The 17,650-nt window shown below is 64.6% G+C and carries 15 protein-coding genes; 7 read left to right on the top strand and 8 right to left on the bottom strand.

Going from position 1 to position 17,650, the window contains the following annotated elements; genetic code table 11:
• Positions 1-60: 60 nt before the first annotated feature.
• Positions 61-1,509: an NAD-dependent succinate-semialdehyde dehydrogenase gene (locus tag RMET_RS25355; RefSeq protein WP_011519364.1), complete on the bottom strand. Its 1,449-nt coding sequence runs from the start codon at positions 1,507-1,509 to the stop codon at positions 61-63.
• Positions 1,510-1,661: 152 nt separating this feature from the next.
• Between RMET_RS25355 and RMET_RS25350 the strand changes: the two genes are divergently transcribed.
• The 4 genes from RMET_RS25350 to ubiT all read left to right on the top strand — a co-directional run bounded on the left by RMET_RS25350 (position 1,662) and on the right by ubiT (position 5,050).
• Positions 1,662-2,498: an IclR family transcriptional regulator gene (locus RMET_RS25350; RefSeq protein ID WP_080710390.1), complete on the top strand. Its 837-nt coding sequence runs from the start codon at positions 1,662-1,664 to the stop codon at positions 2,496-2,498.
• A 117-nt stretch (positions 2,499-2,615) separates the two neighbouring features.
• Positions 2,616-3,644: a ubiquinone anaerobic biosynthesis protein UbiU gene (gene ubiU / locus RMET_RS25345; protein ID WP_011519362.1), complete on the top strand. Its 1,029-nt coding sequence runs from the start codon at positions 2,616-2,618 to the stop codon at positions 3,642-3,644.
• A 33-nt stretch (positions 3,645-3,677) separates the two neighbouring features.
• On the top strand, positions 3,678-4,598 hold the full coding sequence (locus RMET_RS25340) for a U32 family peptidase (protein ID WP_011519361.1): 921 nt from the start codon (positions 3,678-3,680) through the stop codon (positions 4,596-4,598).
• The gene (ubiT, locus tag RMET_RS25335; protein WP_011519360.1) at positions 4,595-5,050 is read left to right on the top strand and encodes a ubiquinone anaerobic biosynthesis accessory factor UbiT; all 456 of its coding nucleotides are present in this window, start codon (positions 4,595-4,597) and stop codon (positions 5,048-5,050) included. The genes RMET_RS25340 and ubiT overlap by 4 nt, the downstream gene beginning before the upstream one ends.
• A gap of 51 nt (positions 5,051-5,101) precedes the next feature.
• Here the strand turns inward: ubiT and ahbB are convergent, their stop codons facing one another.
• Complete coding sequence (gene ahbB / locus RMET_RS25330; RefSeq protein ID WP_011519359.1) at positions 5,102-6,094, bottom strand: siroheme decarboxylase subunit beta; 993 nt, start codon at positions 6,092-6,094, stop codon at positions 5,102-5,104.
• Between the two features lie 539 nt (positions 6,095-6,633).
• Between ahbB and RMET_RS33745 the strand changes: the two genes are divergently transcribed.
• The gene (locus RMET_RS33745; protein WP_224444281.1) at positions 6,634-7,134 is read left to right on the top strand and encodes a hypothetical protein; all 501 of its coding nucleotides are present in this window, start codon (positions 6,634-6,636) and stop codon (positions 7,132-7,134) included.
• 54 nt (positions 7,135-7,188) lie between these two features.
• Here the strand turns inward: RMET_RS33745 and RMET_RS25320 are convergent, their stop codons facing one another.
• Both RMET_RS25320 and RMET_RS25315 read right to left on the bottom strand, forming a co-directional pair.
• The gene (locus RMET_RS25320; RefSeq protein WP_008651043.1) at positions 7,189-7,503 is read right to left on the bottom strand and encodes an H-NS histone family protein; all 315 of its coding nucleotides are present in this window, start codon (positions 7,501-7,503) and stop codon (positions 7,189-7,191) included.
• 561 nt (positions 7,504-8,064) lie between these two features.
• Positions 8,065-9,447 (bottom strand): NCS2 family permease, encoded by a 1,383-nt coding sequence (locus RMET_RS25315; protein ID WP_011519356.1) that lies wholly within the window; start codon positions 9,445-9,447, stop codon positions 8,065-8,067.
• Between the two features lie 492 nt (positions 9,448-9,939).
• Between RMET_RS25315 and RMET_RS25310 the strand changes: the two genes are divergently transcribed.
• Entirely contained in the window at positions 9,940-10,902 is a 963-nt protein-coding gene (locus tag RMET_RS25310; RefSeq protein ID WP_011519355.1) for a chemotaxis protein, read from the top strand.
• A gap of 68 nt (positions 10,903-10,970) precedes the next feature.
• Here the strand turns inward: RMET_RS25310 and RMET_RS25305 are convergent, their stop codons facing one another.
• Together RMET_RS25305 and RMET_RS25300 are read right to left on the bottom strand one after the other, a co-directional pair.
• Entirely contained in the window at positions 10,971-13,313 is a 2,343-nt protein-coding gene (locus tag RMET_RS25305; RefSeq protein ID WP_011519354.1) for a cytochrome P450/oxidoreductase, read from the bottom strand.
• 31 nt (positions 13,314-13,344) lie between these two features.
• Complete coding sequence (locus tag RMET_RS25300) at positions 13,345-14,280, bottom strand: Bug family tripartite tricarboxylate transporter substrate binding protein (RefSeq protein WP_409365172.1); 936 nt, start codon at positions 14,278-14,280, stop codon at positions 13,345-13,347.
• A gap of 176 nt (positions 14,281-14,456) precedes the next feature.
• On the opposite strand from RMET_RS25300, the gene RMET_RS25295 reads away from it, so the two are divergent.
• Positions 14,457-15,272: an IclR family transcriptional regulator gene (locus RMET_RS25295; RefSeq protein ID WP_011519352.1), complete on the top strand. Its 816-nt coding sequence runs from the start codon at positions 14,457-14,459 to the stop codon at positions 15,270-15,272.
• A gap of 38 nt (positions 15,273-15,310) precedes the next feature.
• Here RMET_RS25295 and RMET_RS25290 read toward each other — a convergent pair whose 3' ends face one another.
• A complete protein-coding gene (locus RMET_RS25290; protein ID WP_011519351.1) occupies positions 15,311-16,018 on the bottom strand; it encodes a glutathione S-transferase N-terminal domain-containing protein in 708 nt (235 codons plus the stop codon).
• Positions 16,019-16,115: 97 nt separating this feature from the next.
• On the bottom strand, positions 16,116-17,648 hold the full coding sequence (locus RMET_RS25285; RefSeq protein ID WP_011519350.1) for an amino acid permease: 1,533 nt from the start codon (positions 17,646-17,648) through the stop codon (positions 16,116-16,118).
• Positions 17,649-17,650: the final 2 nt, after the last annotated feature.

The raw sequence follows: 17,650 nt of genomic DNA, 5'->3' as shown, positions 1-17,650 counted from the left end.
GTGTGGTTTTCTGGGTTGTCTTCCCTCTCCCCTGTTAGTGAGCGGGAGAGGGGGGCTCAATCACATCTGCAGGCAAAGATACTTGATCTCGAGGTATTCCTCGATGCCGTGGCGCGAGCCTTCGCGGCCGACGCCGGATTGCTTGATGCCGCCGAACGGTGCCACCTCGTTGGAGATCAGGCCCGTGTTCAGGCCGACCATGCCGTACTCCAGCGCCTCGGCGGTGCGCCATGCGCGCGAGATGTCGCGGGTGTAGAGATAGGCGGCCAGGCCATACTCGGTGGCGTTGGCGGCGGCAACGGCTTCGTCGTCCTGCTTGAAGCGGAACAGCGGTGCCACCGGCCCGAAGATTTCTTCGCGCGCCATGCGCATGTCGGCGGTGGCATTGCCGATCACGGTCGGCGTGTAATACGTTCCGCCGAGCGGGTGCTTGCCGCCACCGGCCAGTACCTTGCCGCCCTTTGACGTGGCATCCTCGACCAGCGAATTCACCTTCTCGATCGCGGCGTCCTCGATCAGCGGGCCGATCACCACGCCTGCCTCGAGCCCGTTGCCGACACGCAGCTGAGCGGTGCGCTCGGCAAACTTAGCGGCGAACGCATCGTAAATGCCGTCCTGGATGTAGAAGCGGTTCGCGCACACGCAGGTCTGGCCGCCGTTGCGGTACTTGGCGACGATCGCGCCTTCCACGGCCGCATCGACGTCGGCATCGTCAAAGACGATGAACGGCGCATTGCCACCGAGTTCGAGCGACAGGCGCTTGATGGTCGGCGCCGACTGAGCCATCAGGATGCGGCCCACTTCCGTCGAGCCCGTGAACGACAGCTTGCGCACGATCGGGCTGGCCGTCAGCACGCCACCAATGTTCCGGGCGTCACCGGTGACAACTTGCAGCACGCCTGCCGGCACGCCGGCGCGATGCGCGAGTTCGGCCAGCGCGAATGCGGACAGCGGCGTCAGTTCGGCCGGCTTGATCACGATCGCGCAGCCAGCGGCCAGCGCCGGCGCCACCTTGCGCGTAATCATCGCGGCCGGGAAGTTCCACGGGGTGATCGCGGCGCACACACCTACCGGCTGGCGCAGCGTGACCAGCCGCTTGTCGGCGGCAGGCGTGGCCAGCACTTCACCGTCCACGCGCTTGGCTTCCTCGGCGAACCACTCGATGAAGCTGGCGGCGTAGGCGATCTCGCCCTTGGCCTCGGCCAGCGGCTTGCCTTGCTCGCGCGTCATCAGGTAGGCCAGGTCGTCGGTATTGGCCAACATCAGGTCGAACCAGCGGCGCAGGATATTGGCGCGCTCCTTGCCGGTCTTTGCCGCCCAGGCTTTCTGGGCGACTTCCGCGGCAGCAACGGCGCGCGTGGTCTCGGCAGCACCCAGGTCGGCCACCCGGGCGATGACCTCGCCAGTGGCCGGGTCCGTGACGTCGAACGTGGCGCCCGAATCGGCGCTGATCCATTGACCGTCGACATAGGCCAGTTGCTTGAACAGCGAAGGGTCCTTGAGTTGCATGGCGAAATCCTCGGGTTGCATTCGTCGGGTTTGCGGCGTTTAATATCGTTCAATAGATTGAACGATATTCGATATGCGGAACGATGGAATATCTTACGCCCTCGTCGGAAAGACCGCCAGAGGGCAAGAACCGTTCCGATAGCAGCCAGCCCATGCCAAAGACAGCCTATGCCATTCCCGCCGCAGATGCGGCGGACGCCGCGCCAGCGCTCAAGTCCACTTCGCCTGCCGTGGTGCGCGCGGTCCAGGTGATGGACGCCGTGGCGGCAGCGCACGAGCCGCTGACGCTGGCCGACCTGACCCGGCTGACCGGCGCGCCCAAGAGTTCACTGCACGGCATGTGCGACACGCTCGTCCAGCTTCAATTGCTCAAGCGCCTGCCGGGCGGAGCGATGGCGCTGGGGCCGCATGTGATGAGCTGGGCCAATGCCTTCCTGTCGCAGACGCAGATCACGGAAGAATTCCGGGCGCTTTGGGACGAGACCGACGCCTTTCACGACGCCACAGTCACGCTGTCGATGCTCGATGGCGCCGAGGTGGTGTACCTGGCCTGCCAGAATGGCGATCGCCCGTTGGGCGTGACCTTCCGCATCGGCATGCGGCTGCCCGCGCCATATACGGCCACGGGCAAGGCCATGCTCAGCACCGTACCGGCGGCGGAAGTCAGAAATCTGTTCGATGGGGGGATGCCCGTGCCGCTGACGCGCGCGAGCGTGGCCACGGTCGCGGCGCTGGTGGATGAGCTCGAACAGGTTCGCGCACTCGGGTACTCGATTGACAACGGTCAGATGCGCGATGGCATGACTTGCTTTGGCGCACCCGTGTTCGACGCCACGCGTTCGCGCGCGGTGGGCGCCATCGCGGTCAGCTACCTGACCAGCGAGATCGATGCGCCGACCGGTAAGCAAATCGGCGGACAAGTCCGTGCGTTGGCCGACCAGCTTTCCGCGCGGCTCGGCGCGGGTCACCTGTCGCGCGCACTGGGCTGATACAGCGGCAAACGCCGGCAAACGCGGCGCGACGCTTTCGTTTCGTTTGCGCCGAGTCAAAGGCCCACCATCAGCGTATCGCTAGCATCCGGGAACTCCCTTTCCGGACCCGATGCGATGAATCCACCCTTGGCGGCGCCCGTGCGCCGCCCTCAACTTGTCGCACCCGCAGGCTCGCTAGCAGCGCTGCGCATGGCGTTGCAGCACGGCGCCGACGCGGTGTATCTGGGCCTGCGCGATGCCACCAACGCGCGCAACTTCGGCGGTCTGAATTTCAGCGAGGACGATATCCGCACCGGTGTGGCCGAGGCCCACGCATGCGGTGCCGAAGTGCTGTTCGCTATCAACACGTTCGCGCAGATGGGCCACGTCGAGCAATGGCACCATGCCGTCGACGCGGCCGCCGCGCTCGGCGCGGATGCGGTCATCATGGCCGACCCCGGTCTGATTGCCTATGCCGCGAAACGCCATCCGTCCCTGCGCATCCACCTTTCCGTGCAGGGCTCCGCCACCCACGCCGATGCAATCGAGCTGATGCGCGAGCAGTTCGGCATCCGGCGCGTCGTGTTGCCGCGAGTGCTCACGGTCACACAGATTGCGAAGCTTGCCCGCCAGACCGATATCGAACTTGAAGTCTTTGGATTCGGCAGCCTCTGCGTGATGGCGGAGGGCCGGTGCCTGCTGTCGTCCTACGCTACCGGCGACTCGCCTAATAACAAGGGCGTCTGCTCTCCGGCCCATGCGGTGCGCTGGGACGAACAGGACGGCACGATGCAGGCGCGACTGTCCGGCATCCTGATCGACAGCTACGCCCCTGGCGAGCCGGCGGGCTATCCGACCCTCTGCAAGGGCCGATTCACGGTCGAAGGCGAGCGCGGCTACGTGCTGGAGGAACCCACCAGTCTCAATGCGGTATCGCTGCTGCCCACTCTGATCGACATTGGCATCGCCGCGATCAAGATCGAAGGCCGGCAGCGCAGCCCGCGCTACGTCGCCGACGTGGTGGGTGTGCTGCGCGCGGCCATCGACGATGCATGCCGCGATCCGAAGCGCTTCGCGCCGCGCCAGGAATGGCAGGCCACGCTGGGACGCCACGCCGAAGGCGACCAGGTCACGCAAGGCGCGTACGAGCGGCCCTGGCGCTGAGCGGCGTCCAACCATCACAAGCCAGGATTCCACATGGCAATGCCCACACAGCAATCTCCCTTGTTTCGAATTTCCCTCGGCCCCTTGCTTTACTACTGGCCACGCGCGACGGTGCTGCAGTTCTACGCGTCGGTCGCGGACAGCCCCGTCGACCGTGTTCATCTCGGCGAAGCCGTCTGCACGCGGCGGCACGAATTGCGCCATGCGGACTGGCTCGAAATCGCGCAGATGTTGCGCGAGGCAGGCAAGCAGGTGGTGTTGTCGACGCCGGTGCTGGTCGAATCCGACAGCGATATCGCAGTCATGCGCCGGGTTTGCGGGCAGGACGACTACCTGGTCGAAGCCAACGACCTTGGCGCGGTGCGCTGCATGGGCGGGCGTCCGTTCGTGGGCGGCCCACACCTGAACGTCTATCAGGGCGACACGCTGGCATGGCTGGCATCGCTTGGCGCGGTAGGTTGCACGGTGCCGGTCGAAATGGATGGCCGCACGATGGCCGCGCTGGCCGCGGCGCGACCGGCGGGTCTTGATCTGGAAGCGCTGGTCTGGGGGCGTATGCCGCTGGCGTTCTCCGCGCGCTGCTTTACCGCACGCCATCACCGTCTGCGTAAGGACGCTTGCGAATTCCGCTGCCTGGACTATCCAGACGGGCTGGTGGCCGACACGGGCGAGGGGCAGGCGTTCTTCACGCTCAACGGCATCCAGACGCAGTCGGCCACTTGCCTCGATCTCTGCGCCGAAGTGTCGCGGATGGCAGAGGCCGGTGTTGGTCTGATGCGTGTCAGCGCCCATTCCACAGGCACTTTCGAAGCGATTGCCCATCTCGATGGCATTCGCCACGGAATGCCGGCGGCGCCGAGTCCGGTCATGCCTGCGGACGCGGCACCCAGTAACGGGTACTGGACGGGCAAGCCGGGCATTCGATGGATTGAGAGCGAGGAGGCTACGGCATGACGATGCTGACCGGATTGATGTCGCGGGTGCACCGGCACATGCCGGCGCCCGCGCGCGCGTTGCCCTTCGTGTTGGCCGTGGAGGCCATGCGCCGCTCGGGATGGCTGGAGCCGCCGGCCGCGCTGAATGGCCATACGTTTCGGCTGACGGTCGAGGATATCGGCTTGGAAGTGCGCTTTCGATGTGTCGATGGCCGGTTTGCGCCGGGGCCATTCGATGGTTCCGCGTCGGACCTGACCTTGCGCGCCAAGGTGGCGGACTACCTGCGCCTGATTAGCGGCGATGCCGACACGGACACGCTGTTTTTCCAGCGCCGCCTGTCGATCAGCGGCGACACTGAACTGGGCCTGGAAGTCAAATACTGGCTGGATGCCGCGCCACGCCCGACGTGGGTAGGGCCATTCGCCGCGCGGTTGTCCGTGCTGTTTCCCGCGCCGGCCACGGCGTCCTGAATGGAATCCTGAATGGAAAAATAAGGCCCGCGCAAGCGGGCGGGCGAGGGCTTAGACCCTCGCCGGTATATTGCCGTAGCGCGTGCCGCGCTGCTTGAAGCAATGGCTGGCACGAAGTACAGCGTGCGGCATGGCGGCTAATCCGCCAATCGCATCGAAGCGCGACAGCGTCATCTCGAGTTCGTGCATCCCGCGTGCGTGCACCATGGCAAAGAGGTTGTATTGCCAGTTTGGCAGGCGTCGTGGGCGTCGGTAGCACAGCGTGACGTGCGGCAGGCTGGCGATGCGCATCCCGATGGCATCGACGCGCGCATCGGGCACATTCCACACGCACATCGCATTGTGCGAATACCCGAATGGCCGATGGTGCAGGATGACGCCAAAGCGGCGGATCACACCGTTCTTGCGCCACCGCTGCAGGCGCTGCAGCGTCTCGGTCAGTGGCAGGCCACAACGTTCGGCCAGCGCGTGATAGGGCTCCGGCGTCAGAGACAGGCCAGGTTCCAGCGCGGTCACCAGACGCCAGTCGCACTCGTCCATCTCGGGCTTGGGCACGGATACTGGTGGTGCTCGCCGGGTTGGTTTGCTGGCTTCCCGGCCCTTGCCGAGTGGAAAACCGAGGTCGATGTGATATTCGCGTTCGAGTGGCAGATCAATCGGCTGGTACCCCACGTCGTCGGCGATGTGGTGCAGCACGGCATCGAGCATCGTGCGATCGCGCGCGCCGGCGACAAACCAGAGGTTGTAGCGGTGACCAGTACGGGCATAGTTGTGACTGATTGCCGGGTCCGCGTTCAGACGTTCGGCCACCTGCTTCATTTCATTGGGCGGCACCGCCAGCGCGGCCAGCGTGCTTGTCCCGATCGAATTGGGGGCGAACACCGCGCCGATGCGGCTGATGCGTCCGTTGCCGAGGTCTCGTGCAAGCAGGCTCAGTACCGTTCGCTCGGAGAGGCCGAGTAGTGATGCCGCGCGTTGATAGGGGCGGGTGTCGAGCGGGAAATCGTGCTGAATGCGGTCGTAGAGTTGGGTGTCATCAAACATGGCGACGATCGGGTCTATCCACTTGGATTGGCCCGGGCGCTAGGTGTCAAAGCCGAAGCATCAAGGCCGATGCCGTGGCCGCGAGTCCGAGGAGGGACCGATGTCGCCCGAGACATGGGGGCATCATCGTGAAGTTCCGCGTAGTCACGGTTGACCGGTGTCAACGGAGGCGGAGATGCCGTGTCCCACGGCCGCAGATGCAAGCGCGCAGCGTACTGGCAGGTGGGAGTCCGAACTTGGGGCGGAGGCGTTCCTGATCTACATTGACCAGTTCCGGCGTCGTGTTATCGGCAGGGCTGCCTAAATCTTGTGCAGTCCAGTGCGGTGCCGTACATAAAGGGCTAGCGCGAACCGCTCGGGCAGGATATCCACAGAACCTGTGGATATCCTCACCGCCCACAGGGTCATACCCGGGACGGGACGGCGCCTCCCGGCTTTCGCTTCATCGTCGGTCAACTGTCATCTTCGTACGTTCTATGCGCCTGAACCGGTCCGCTGCCGTGCTCTGTATCCCCTGCGCTCTCGTGCTGGGCGGTTGCGTGAGCCATTATCGGGTACCGTCCGACGCGCCTTACGCGATGGTGCGGGTGACGACCAGCACCGACGACCGTACGACCTTCAGCGTGTTGGACCCCGCAAGCTGTCCCAAGGCGCCGTGGCCGCTTGTGCTGGCGGGAACCGGAAAGCAACTGGCCGCGATGGGGCGCGACAGAGAGCCGGATATGGTCGGAAGCTCCCCGGAACCGCCGTCACGAACGCGCGAGCGGAAGGTAGCGGTGGATAAGCGGATTTACGTGGCCGTGACGTCGACGGCTGCGCCACCGGCCGAGGAGGTTCGTTGCGCGGCGGGGGTGTCGTTCATCCCGCGAACGGGCGCGCAGTACGAGATCCGGTACACGAGGGATGAGACCGCGCAGCATTGCTCGGCGCGGGTGCTCCGACTGGAGCCAAGGGGGGATGGGGGTGCAAACGTTGCGCCCGAGCCAACGCAACTCGGATTCCGGGCGTTGCGTAGCGAATATCTTTGCGAGGCGCGCTGAGCGGCGCGCCTCGTGCGGCAGCCCGGCGTTTGCCGGACTGCCCGCTGAACTCTCTTACGCCTGTTCGATCAGGAAGCGCTCGGGGCGCTTGCCGAGCCATGCCGGCGCGCGGCCACGGCCTGACCAGGTTTTGCCGGTTTTCGGGTCAAGGTACTTCGGCGGCAGGGACGACGTCTTGCGTGCCACGGTGGCGCCGCTGGCCGGACGACCGCGACGGCGCTTGGGTGCGATGTCCTCGACGGTCAAATCATAATCGGCCATCAATTGGCGAATTTGCTCGATCACGCCAGCCACTTCATTGGCACGAACTTCATTGAGCTTGGCTTCGAGTGCTTCTTTTTCCGCTAGCAACTGCTTGTAGGTCGGCATTTTTGGATCCCCGATAGATTTGTGGCGGAATGTTACAGGACATCGCAACGCACCCGCACAACAAAAATATTACAAAAAATATCTGAAAAAGCACGGGTCAAACGCTAATTTGCGAACGAAAAATTCGCTTTGCATCGCGTCTATTAGACATATGGCGCAGGCAAGTCCGCCCATTATTGTGATTGGGTTGCGCGCTGCGGCGGAGGCGGATAGCCATCGGCGCCGACCGGCATCCTAACCAAAACGCGGCAAGATAGCCACCCGGGATTTTATGGCGCTGTATCCGGGCAATCTGGATAAGCGGCTGAGGGAGGTTGAGTCACCCGGATTTCAATCCACGATTGACGAGTCATCGTGGTCGGCGAATGGCGCCGATGATATTTCTGTCGGGTTTTTGAATGACGCTGCATCGATTCTTCGGAGCTTGCCGATACAGTGCCGACAATAACTAACCGGAGAACGAGAGGAAGAAAAAAGCCTCCGGGGGGAAAGTCCCCGGAGGCTGGCAAATCCACCGGTCATCCCAGGTGGAGGAGACAAGATTCTCGGTGATGGGTGCGATCAGATCGCCCAGCCACCTGCATAGAACGCGGCCAGCGCGACGGCAATCGCGACCGTGCCGATATTGAGCTTGCGCCATTCGCCCGAGACGATGCGGCCGATCACCAGCGTGCAGAAGCCGAGCATGATGCCGGTGACGATGTTGCAGGTCAGCACGATGAACACGGCGCAGACCAGGCCCGAGAGCGCGTCGACCAGGTCATCCATGTGCAGGCGCGACACGCTCGACAGCATCAGCAGACCCACGTACATCAGCGCGGGAGCGGTGGCGTACGACGGCACCAGCCCAGCCAGCGGCGAGAAGAACATCACGGCCAGGAACAGCGCGCCGACGGTCACGGCAGCCAGGCCGGTGCGGGCGCCCGCGGCCACGCCGACGGTCGATTCGATATAGGCCGCAGCCGGGGCGCCGCCGAAGAAGGCCGAGAAGATCGAGCTCACGGAGTCGGCGGTCAGGGCGCGGCCACCGTTGTGGATGCGGCCCGTGGCGTCGAGCTGGTTGGCCTGACCGGCCACCGCGCGGATCGTGCCGGTGGCGTCGAAGACGGCGGTCATCACCAGTGCCAGCACACTCGGCAGCACCGCGGCGGACAGCGCGCCGCGAATATCCATGGCGCCAATCAGCGAGGTGTGACCCGGCGCGGAGAGCGTCGGCAGCGCGAAGATGCCGGTGAACTTGACCGATGGATCGAAAACAAGGCCGAGCGCCGAGATCGCCACGATCACCAGCAGGATGCCACCCGGCACGCGGCGACGCTCAAGGCCGAAGATCGCGGCCAGTCCGAGGATCGACATCATCACCGGGAAGGCGGTGATATTGCCGAGCGAGACGGGCAGTCCGGGTCCGGGGTTCTTGATGACGAGGCCGACTTCGTTTGAAGCGATCAGCAGCAGGAACAGGCCGATACCGATGCCGGCGCCGTGTGCCACGCCTGCGGGCAGGTTGCGCAGGATCCAGGTGCGCACGCCGGTCACCGAGATCGCGGTGAAGACCACGCCCATCAGGAACACGGCGCCCAGCGCCACGGCGGGGGACAGGTGCTGGCCCAGCACCAGGCCAAAGGCCATGAATGCGGTCAGCGAGATCGCGCAACCAATGGCAATCGGCAGCTTGGCCCAGAGGCCCATCAGTAGCGAGCCGAAGGCGGTGGTAAGGCAGACGGCGACAAATACCGCGCTGGTATCGAAGCCGGCCTTGCCGAGCATCCCAGGCACGACGAAAACGGCATACACCATCGCCATGAAGGTGGTGATGCCGGCGACGACCTCGCGGCGCTGCGTGCTGCCGCGCGCGCTGATCTGGAAGTACTGGTCGATTTTGCCTTGGGCAGTGGGGGGCGCGGCATCCGTGTCCGCGACGGACGGATAGGGCTGTTCGATCATGATGTTGTGTCTCCTTGCAGGGGGCGCTGCGCGCGTCCGCGTACGGATCGGGCGTCAGCCTCGTCTCACATGGTTCCGGGTGTGAGGGCGGAGGTCCCGTGGGCATCGGGCAAGGGGTGCGGTCGCTCTTTCCTCGGTGTCCGGCCCTAGGGCCGGGGCCGGTCAGCCACCTCTGATGGGCGGGATCCGGCGAGGCTCAAAGGTAGGCGAGCGTGACGTTGTCTTCATCATCGAGGGAACATGCGGAACATGCCGGGGGCTGAATAACCCCGGGTTTGCAGTGCATTGCGAGGCTCAGGGATTTCCCTTGGTGCGCGTGCGACGGCGTTCGGGGAGCGGTATGCGTCACAAGTGCGCCATGGACGCGTCACTGGTACGTCATTCGAGCGCGGGCACTGCGTCGCGGGTCGTGCCGGAGGCTAAAGGTTGAAGCCTCCCGGCCGTTAGTTCCTCGGCAATACCCGTATTCACCCCATCCAGCGGAGCTAGAGCATGACCAGCGCGATGAGAGACATCGACGAGCGCACCAACCTGACCAACAACAACCAGTTTGAGTTGCTGTTGTTCCGACTGGGTGATGCGGCACACACCGGGCAGTCCGAACTGTTCGGCATCAATGTGTTCAAGGTCCGTGAAATTCTGGTGATGCCGCCGGTGACCAGCGTGGTCGGCGCGGAACCGTCGATCCTGGGCATGGCCGATATCCGTGGGCAGGTGATTCCGGTCATCGACCTGCCGCGCCTGCTGGAATGCAATCCGAAGTCGGGCCTGAACATCATGCTCGTGACCGAATACGCGCGGTCCACGCAGGGCTTCGCGGTGGAAGCGGTCGAGGAAATCGTCCGCCTGGACTGGAACCAGGTGATCTCCGCCGAGACCAGCGTGAAGGGTGGGCTGGTGACCAGCATCGCCAAGCTCGATGCGGGTGGCGAGAATCCGCGGCTGGTGCAGGTGCTGGATGTCGAGCAGATCCTGCGCGACGTGTTGCCTTCGCGCCAGCCGGACGTGGATCCGTCGACCGTCGGCCCAGCGTTGTCGATCCGCCCCGGCAGCAAGATTCTCTGCGCGGACGACTCCGCGCTGGCGCGTGGTCTGATCGAAAACGGCCTCAAGGCAATGGGCGTGCAAGTCGTGATGACCAAGTCCGGTCAGGAAGCCTGGGACATGCTCGGCGAGATCGCCGACCTGACCGCCAGCAAGGGCGCCACGGTCCGCGACGAGATCGCGCTGGTGCTGACCGATCTGGAAATGCCGGAGATGGATGGCTTCACCCTGACGCGCAAGATCAAGGCCGACGCCCGGCTGAAGTCGCTGCCGGTGGTGATCCACTCATCGCTCTCGGGCGAGGCCAGCGAGGAGCACGTGCGCAAGGTTGGCGCCGATGCGTACGTGTCGAAGTTCCTGGCGAAAGATTTGGCCGATACGATTCGGGGTGTACTCGCACGGCATCCGTGATGCCGTGCTGAGTGGCGTTGTTGCCGGTTGATGCGCCACGGGCTGGCGCATCAAGCCCTCGCGCCGGCTTACAGCCCCAGCACGATCTTTCCGCCCTTCGCCGCTCGCGAGCAGCAGGCCATCATCCGGTTGTTCGCATCACGCTCGCCGCGCGTCAGCACGACGTCGCGGTGGTCGATCTCGCCGGCCAGCACGCGCACTTCACACGATCCACACAGGCCTTCCTCGCAATCGCTTTGCACGTCGATGTTCGCGGCGCGCAGGGTGGCGAGCAGCGTCTGGTCCGGAGGAACTTCAAGCGTCAGCCCCGAGTCCTTCAGTTCGACCGCAAACGGCTGTTCCCTGGAGGGATCGAGCGTTCCAAGTTTCGAACTGAAGTGTTCGACGCGCAGCGAATCCTCGGGCCATGTCGCGCACAGGGCTTCCAGCGCCTCGATCATCCGGGCCGGTCCACAAGCGTAGATCTGCGTGTTCGCATCGGGTGCGCCGAGCACTTGCGCGAGATCGGCGCGCTGGCCTTCATCCGCGGCATGAATCCGCACGCGATCACCATGCAGGGCGCGCAGTTCATCGATCATCGCCATGGAGGCACGGCTGCGGCCGCAATAGTGGAAGGTGTAGTCGACGCCCAGTTCTTTCGCACGCCTTGCCATGGCGCTGACCGGAGTCACGCCAATGCCACCGGCGATGAAGATCGCGCGACGGCAGGTCTCGTCGAGCCGGAAGTGATTGCGCGGGCCGCGCACCTTGAGCTTGTCGCCTGCGCGCAGGCTGGCATGAATCCACGCCGATCCACCACGGCTTTCGGGCTCGCGCAGCACCGCGATCTCGAAGGCGCTGGTATCGGCGGGGTCGCCGCACAGCGAATACTGGCGCGAGATGCCGGTGTGGCCGCATTCGATGTCGATATGCGAGCCCGGCGACCAGCGCGGTAGTGCGCGACCATCGGGCGAAACCAGGCGGATCCGCGACACACCCTGCGCGGCCGTCTCGACGCGCTCGACAATGAGCGTGCGGCCGGTGGTGCCGCCAGTCGGTTCGCCGATGCGGACCGCGTCACGTGGCGCCAGCACCGTCGGATCGGTCCGTTCGGGGTTGCGTGCCGGGTCCCATTCGACCCAGAGATGCTCCGGGCCACGGAACGAGGTGTTCGGCACGTAGGTGAAGCGCTGCCCGGCCAGACGCATATGGGGCAGCCGGCTGGTCAGTTCCTCCAGGAAGATCTGCATCTCCATGCGCGCGAGGTTTTTTCCCATGCACTGGTGCGAGCCGTAGCCGAACGTAAGCTGGTCGCTGGCATTGTCACGATGGATGTCGAACAGATCGGCATCGGCGAAATGATGTTCGTCGTGGTTGGCCGACGACGTGACGATCAGCAATTTGCTGCCAGCCGCGAGCGACATGCCGCCCACTTCGGTGTCGCGCGTGACAAGGCGCCGCCAGGCGGCCACCGAGCCGTTGTGCCGCAGGCATTCTTCCACCGCGTTTGGAATCAATGCCGGGTCTTCGCAGATCTCCCGCCAGACATCGGGATGTTGCAGCAGCAGCTTGATCGCGTTGGCCGATGCATTGGCCGTGGTCTCGTGCGCGGCCACGATGCCGGCCATCATCATCGAGTGCAGGTACGAATCGGTGACCACCTCGGGCAACTCGCGCTGCTTGCGCAGGCCGTACTGCATCCAGCCCGGGCCGGACGGATCTTCGCGCATCTTGTCGAGAATGCGGCCGGCCAGTTGCCAGAAGTTGCCCACAGCGTGGGCCACGGCCACCTGCTCCTCGGGCTTCGGGCGGCCCCATGTATTGACCGTATGGGCGATCGAGTACTGGCGTAACAGGTCCATGTCTTCCTCGGGCACGCCGAGGAAATGCAGCGCCACCGTCAGCGGTACCTCCCAGAGCATCTCGTCCACCAGATCCGCGCGGCCGGTGTCGATGAAACGGTCGACGTATTCGCGTGTGAGCTTGCGCACCATCGGTTCGTGATGGGCCAGTTCGGCGGGCGTGAACGGCTCCATCAACGCGCGGCGGCGCGGCATGTGCGCGGGCTCGTCTTCGTTGACGAGCGTGCGATTCATCGCGTAGCCGTACGAGGCCAGCACCGCATTGGCCGCCTCACCCGTGGGCGTGATCTTCTCGAGCGCAATTGACGGGCTGAAGGTGATGTTGTCGCGAAAGATCGCCTTGATGTCGTCGTAGCGCGTCACCACCCAGTAGCCGAGCTTCGGACTGTAGAACACCGGCTCCTGCGCGCGCGACCAACGCACGTACTCGGGCGGGTCCTGCTGATAGCCGTCCTCGAAGGGATCGAACGCCGCCGCCTGGTGGCTGATCGGGCAACCGTTGGGCGCGCGCAAGGCGCTGTGGTCGATCGGGCAGCTTCCACTGCTGGCGGGTGCGTTCGTCTGCGGCATGGTTCAGTCCAGCGAGATTAGTCCAACGAGATTAGTCCAACGTGATCTTCAGATCGTGAATCAGCTTGGTCCAGCGCGTGCTCTCGGCACGCAGCAGGTCGCTGTATTGCGTGGGGGAATTGCCTACCGGCTCCACGCCGAAATCCACCAGCTTCTTGTTGATGGCGGGGTCCTTGATCGATGCCACCACCTGCTTGTTCAGCGTGGCAATCACATCGGGCGGCGTGCCGGCTGGCACGACCATCCCGACCAGCGCGGCGGCCTCCACATTCTTGTAGCCAAGTTCCGCGAACGTCGGCACGTCAGGCAGTTGCGCCAGACGGGTGGGATTCGCCACGGCCAGCGGGCGTACCTTGCCACCCTTGATGAAGCCCGCGCCGGCGGCGAAGTCGACCATCATCGCGGGAATCTGGCCCGCGGCCACGTCGGAGAGAGCGGGGCCGGCGCCGCGATAGGGCGCGTGTGTCATCGTCAGGTGCGCTTCCACCTTGAGCAGTTCCATCGCCAGATGGTGAGGGCTGCCCGCGCCGGCGGAACCATAGTTGATGCCACCGGGCGCGGCCTTGACCTGTGCGATGAATTCCTGCGCTGTCTTCGCGGTGCTACCCGGTCCCACCACCAGGATCATCGGGAAGCGGCCAATCAGCGTCACCGGCGCGAGGTCGCGGGTAGGGTTATAGGACAGCGTCTTGTACAGCACGGGGTTGAATACCAGCGTGCCGTTGTCGGCGGAGAGCACCGTGTAGCCGTCAGCGGGCGAACGTGCGGTTTCCGATGCGCCGATCGCCGTGTTGCCGCCGGGCTTGTTGTCCACCACCACCGGCTGGCCGATCTTTGCCGACAACCCCTGTCCGATCGTGCGTGCCAGGAAATCCGAACCCCCACCGGCTGCATACGGCACGATCCAGCGGATCGGCTTGGTCGGATAGCTATCGGCGGCATGTGCCGCGCTGGCGGCAAATGCCATGGACGTCACAGACACAATGGATGCAGCGAACAGCGCTGCAGGCTGAGAGGGGCGCATCAGGTTGTCTCCTTGGTATTTGGCCGGATGGTATTTGGCCTGTTTTGCGTAAATCATATACGCATTGCGTAATCATTGAATGAGGGTTAACCGCAGACGCCATGCCAAGGACACCCGCCATGCCCGCCATACCTGCCGAATCCACCCCCGCACCGCGCCCGCGAGCGCGACGCCAGCGCGTGCAGGCTGCCGAGACCGGCATGGCCGTGCTCAAGGGGTTGGCCCGTCTGGGCGGCCGCGCCAGCCTGACGGCCATCGCCGCGCAGCTCGACGAAAGTCCGGCCAAAGTGCACCGATATCTGGTGAGCCTGATGGAGGAAGGGTTTGTGGCGCAGGAGGCAGGCACGCAGCAGTACCACCTCGGGATCGAAGCGCTGCAGATCGGGCTGGCCGCGATGCGGCAGGCCGATCCGCTGCGGCTGTCGGAAGCCGCCCTGATCCGCCTGCGCGAGCGGCTGGAAGTGACCTGCTTCGTCGCGGTGATGGGAACCCGCGGGGCGACCATCGTACGCATTGAGGAACCGGGTTTGCCGGTCACGGTGAACGCGCGCGTCGGTTCGGTGATGCCATTGCTGTCTTCGGCCACCGGACGCGTGTTTCTGGGACTGCTCGATGAATCCAGCGTGGAGGCACTGGCGCAGGAGGAACTGGAGATGCTGCCGCCTGACCGAAGGGCGCTGCTCGATGCTGTCGATCCGCTCGGCAAGTTGCGCGAGCCCGTTCGCGCACAAGACTGCGCATCGGTGCGTGATACGAACCTGAAGGGCATCAGCGCCGTGGCGGCGCCGGTGCGCGACTACACGGGCCGTGTATGCGCGGTGCTGACGGCGCTGGGCGCGACCGGTGGGTTCGATCCTTCGATCGACGGACCAGTCGGCCGCGCCGTGCGCGAAGAAGCCGCGGCGATCAGCGCGTTGCTGGGCTACGCCGCGTAATACGCCACGTAATTCGCCTTATCCGGCATGAGTCCGGATCATTCAGGGCGCTTCGGGATATTGACCGCGCGTTGCACGGCCGGGCGGGCCACGAACGCACCGAGCACGCGCGTGACTTCGGGGAAGTCCTGAATGCCGACCAGATCGCCGGCTTCGTAGAAGCCCAGCAGGTTGCGGATCCACGGGAAGGTGGCCATGTCGGCGATCGTGTAGTCGTCGCCCATGATCCATTGGCGCCCCTTCAGGCGTTCGTTCAGCACGTTCAGCAGGCGGCGCGATTCGCTGACATAGCGGTCACGCGGACGCTTGTCCTCGAAGTCCTTGCCGGCGAACCGGTTGAAGAAGCCAACCTGTCCGAACATCGGGCCAATGCCGCCCATCTGGAACATGACCCACTGGATCGTCTCGTAGCGCAGGGCCGGATCGGCGGACATGAACTTGCCGGTCTTTTCGGCCAGGTAGAGCAGGATCGCGCCCGATTCCCACAGTGCCAGCGGCTTGCCACCGGGGCCATTGGGGTCGAGGATGGCCGGAATCTTGTTGTTCGGATTCAGTGACAGGAATTCCGGCGTCATCTGGTCGTTCTTGTCGAAGCGGACCAAATGCGGTTCGTAGGGGAGGCCGGTTTCCTCGAGCATCAACGATACCTTGATGCCGTTGGGGGTATTCAGCGAGTACAACTGCAGGCGATCCGGATGTTGCGCCGGCCATCGCTTGGTAATGGGGAAGGCGGACAGGTCTGCCATGAGATCCTCGTAACGTTGAAGGCTAGACGAGGATGGTAAACGCTTCGGCGGAAGGTTGCCGAAGCGCCCGGTCACTCGGGCGCTTCGGTATGCCGTGCTATTCGGCCGATGCCGGGGCCAGAGGCCGCGTCACGGGTGAATCGTCCTTTTCGATCTCAGGCAGGGCCGGGAATTTCATTTCGGCATACGGCACGAAGCGCGACTTGCGCACGAGCCGGTAGCCGAGCCAGATCAGCAGGAAGATCGGAATGCCCACATAGGTGGCCGTCACGGCCACCCAGTCGATCTTGCCTTCGCTGAAGGCCTGGTAGTTCTGGCCGAGTGTGACGATCATGCACAGCACGAACGCGAAGATCGGCCCGTAAGGAAAGAACGGTGAGCGATAGGGCAGGCGGTTCAGGTCGAGGCTCTGCGCCATGAAGCCCCGGCGAAACCGGTAGTGGCTCACCGCGATGCCCAGCCACGCAATGAAGCCGGTCATGCCCGACAGGTTCAGCAGCCACAGGTAGACCGACTTGCTTTCGAACAGCGACGTCAGGAAGCACAGGCCGCCGACGGCGGTGGTGGCCAGCAGCGCGACCAGGGGCACGCCGTTGCGGGTGAGTTGCGCGAAGATACGCGGCGCGCGGCCCTCGGTGGCCAGGTTGTAGAGCATCCGCGTGGACGCGTACATGCCGGAATTGCCGGCCGAGAGCACGGCAGTCAGGATCACGGCGTTCATCACGCCCGCGGCAAACGCAAGACCCGCATGGCGGAACACCAGCGTGAACGGGCTTACGCCTACGGTTTCCACGTCGGTCTTGAGCAGGCTGGGGTCGGTGTACGGAATCAGGATGCCGATGATCAGGATCGCCAGCACGTAGAACAGCAGGATGCGCCAGAACACCTGACGCACCGCGCGCGGGATGTTCTTGGCCGGCTCGTCGGATTCCCCGGCGGCCACGCCGATCAGTTCGGTGCCCTGGAACGAGAAGCCCGCGATCATCGCCACCCCGATCATGGCGGGCAGGCCGCCGACGAACGGCGCATCGCCGGTGGTGAGGTTGGCCAGTCCGCCTGCGTGGGAGAAATCACCGCGCATGATGCCGAAGATCATCAAGGTACCGATGACGATGAAGGCGATCACCGTGAGGACCTTGATCAGCGCGCACCAGTATTCCGCTTCGCCGAAACCGCGCACGGAGATCGCGTTGAGCGCGAACATGAGGCCAAGGAACAGGGCGCTCCATAGCACGCCTGGCGTGTCGGGGAACCAGTACTGCATGACGAGCTGCGCCGCGGCCAGCTCCACGGCGATCGTGACGGCCCAGTTGTACCAGTAGTTCCAGCCAAGCGCGAAACCGAAGCCCTCGTCGACGTACAGCGCGCCATAGGTGGCAAAGGACCCGGACACGGGCATGTACGCGGCCAGTTCGCCCAGGCTGGTCATCAGGAAGTAGACCATCGCGCCGATCAGGATGTAGGCGGCCAGCGCGCCGCCGGGGCCGGCCTGGGCGATCGTGGCGCCTGAGGCGACGAAGAGTCCGGTGCCAATCGACCCGCCGATGGCGATCATGGTCAGATGGCGCGCGCGCAGTTCGCGGCGCAGGCCGGGAACGGGGACGGCTGGTGTTGTATTGGTATTGGACATAG

Source organism: Cupriavidus metallidurans CH34, assembly GCF_000196015.1.
Lineage (GTDB): Bacteria > Pseudomonadota > Gammaproteobacteria > Burkholderiales > Burkholderiaceae > Cupriavidus > Cupriavidus metallidurans.
Note: the sequence above shows the minus strand (reverse complement) of the source record. Positions and strands in the feature narration are given on the sequence as shown.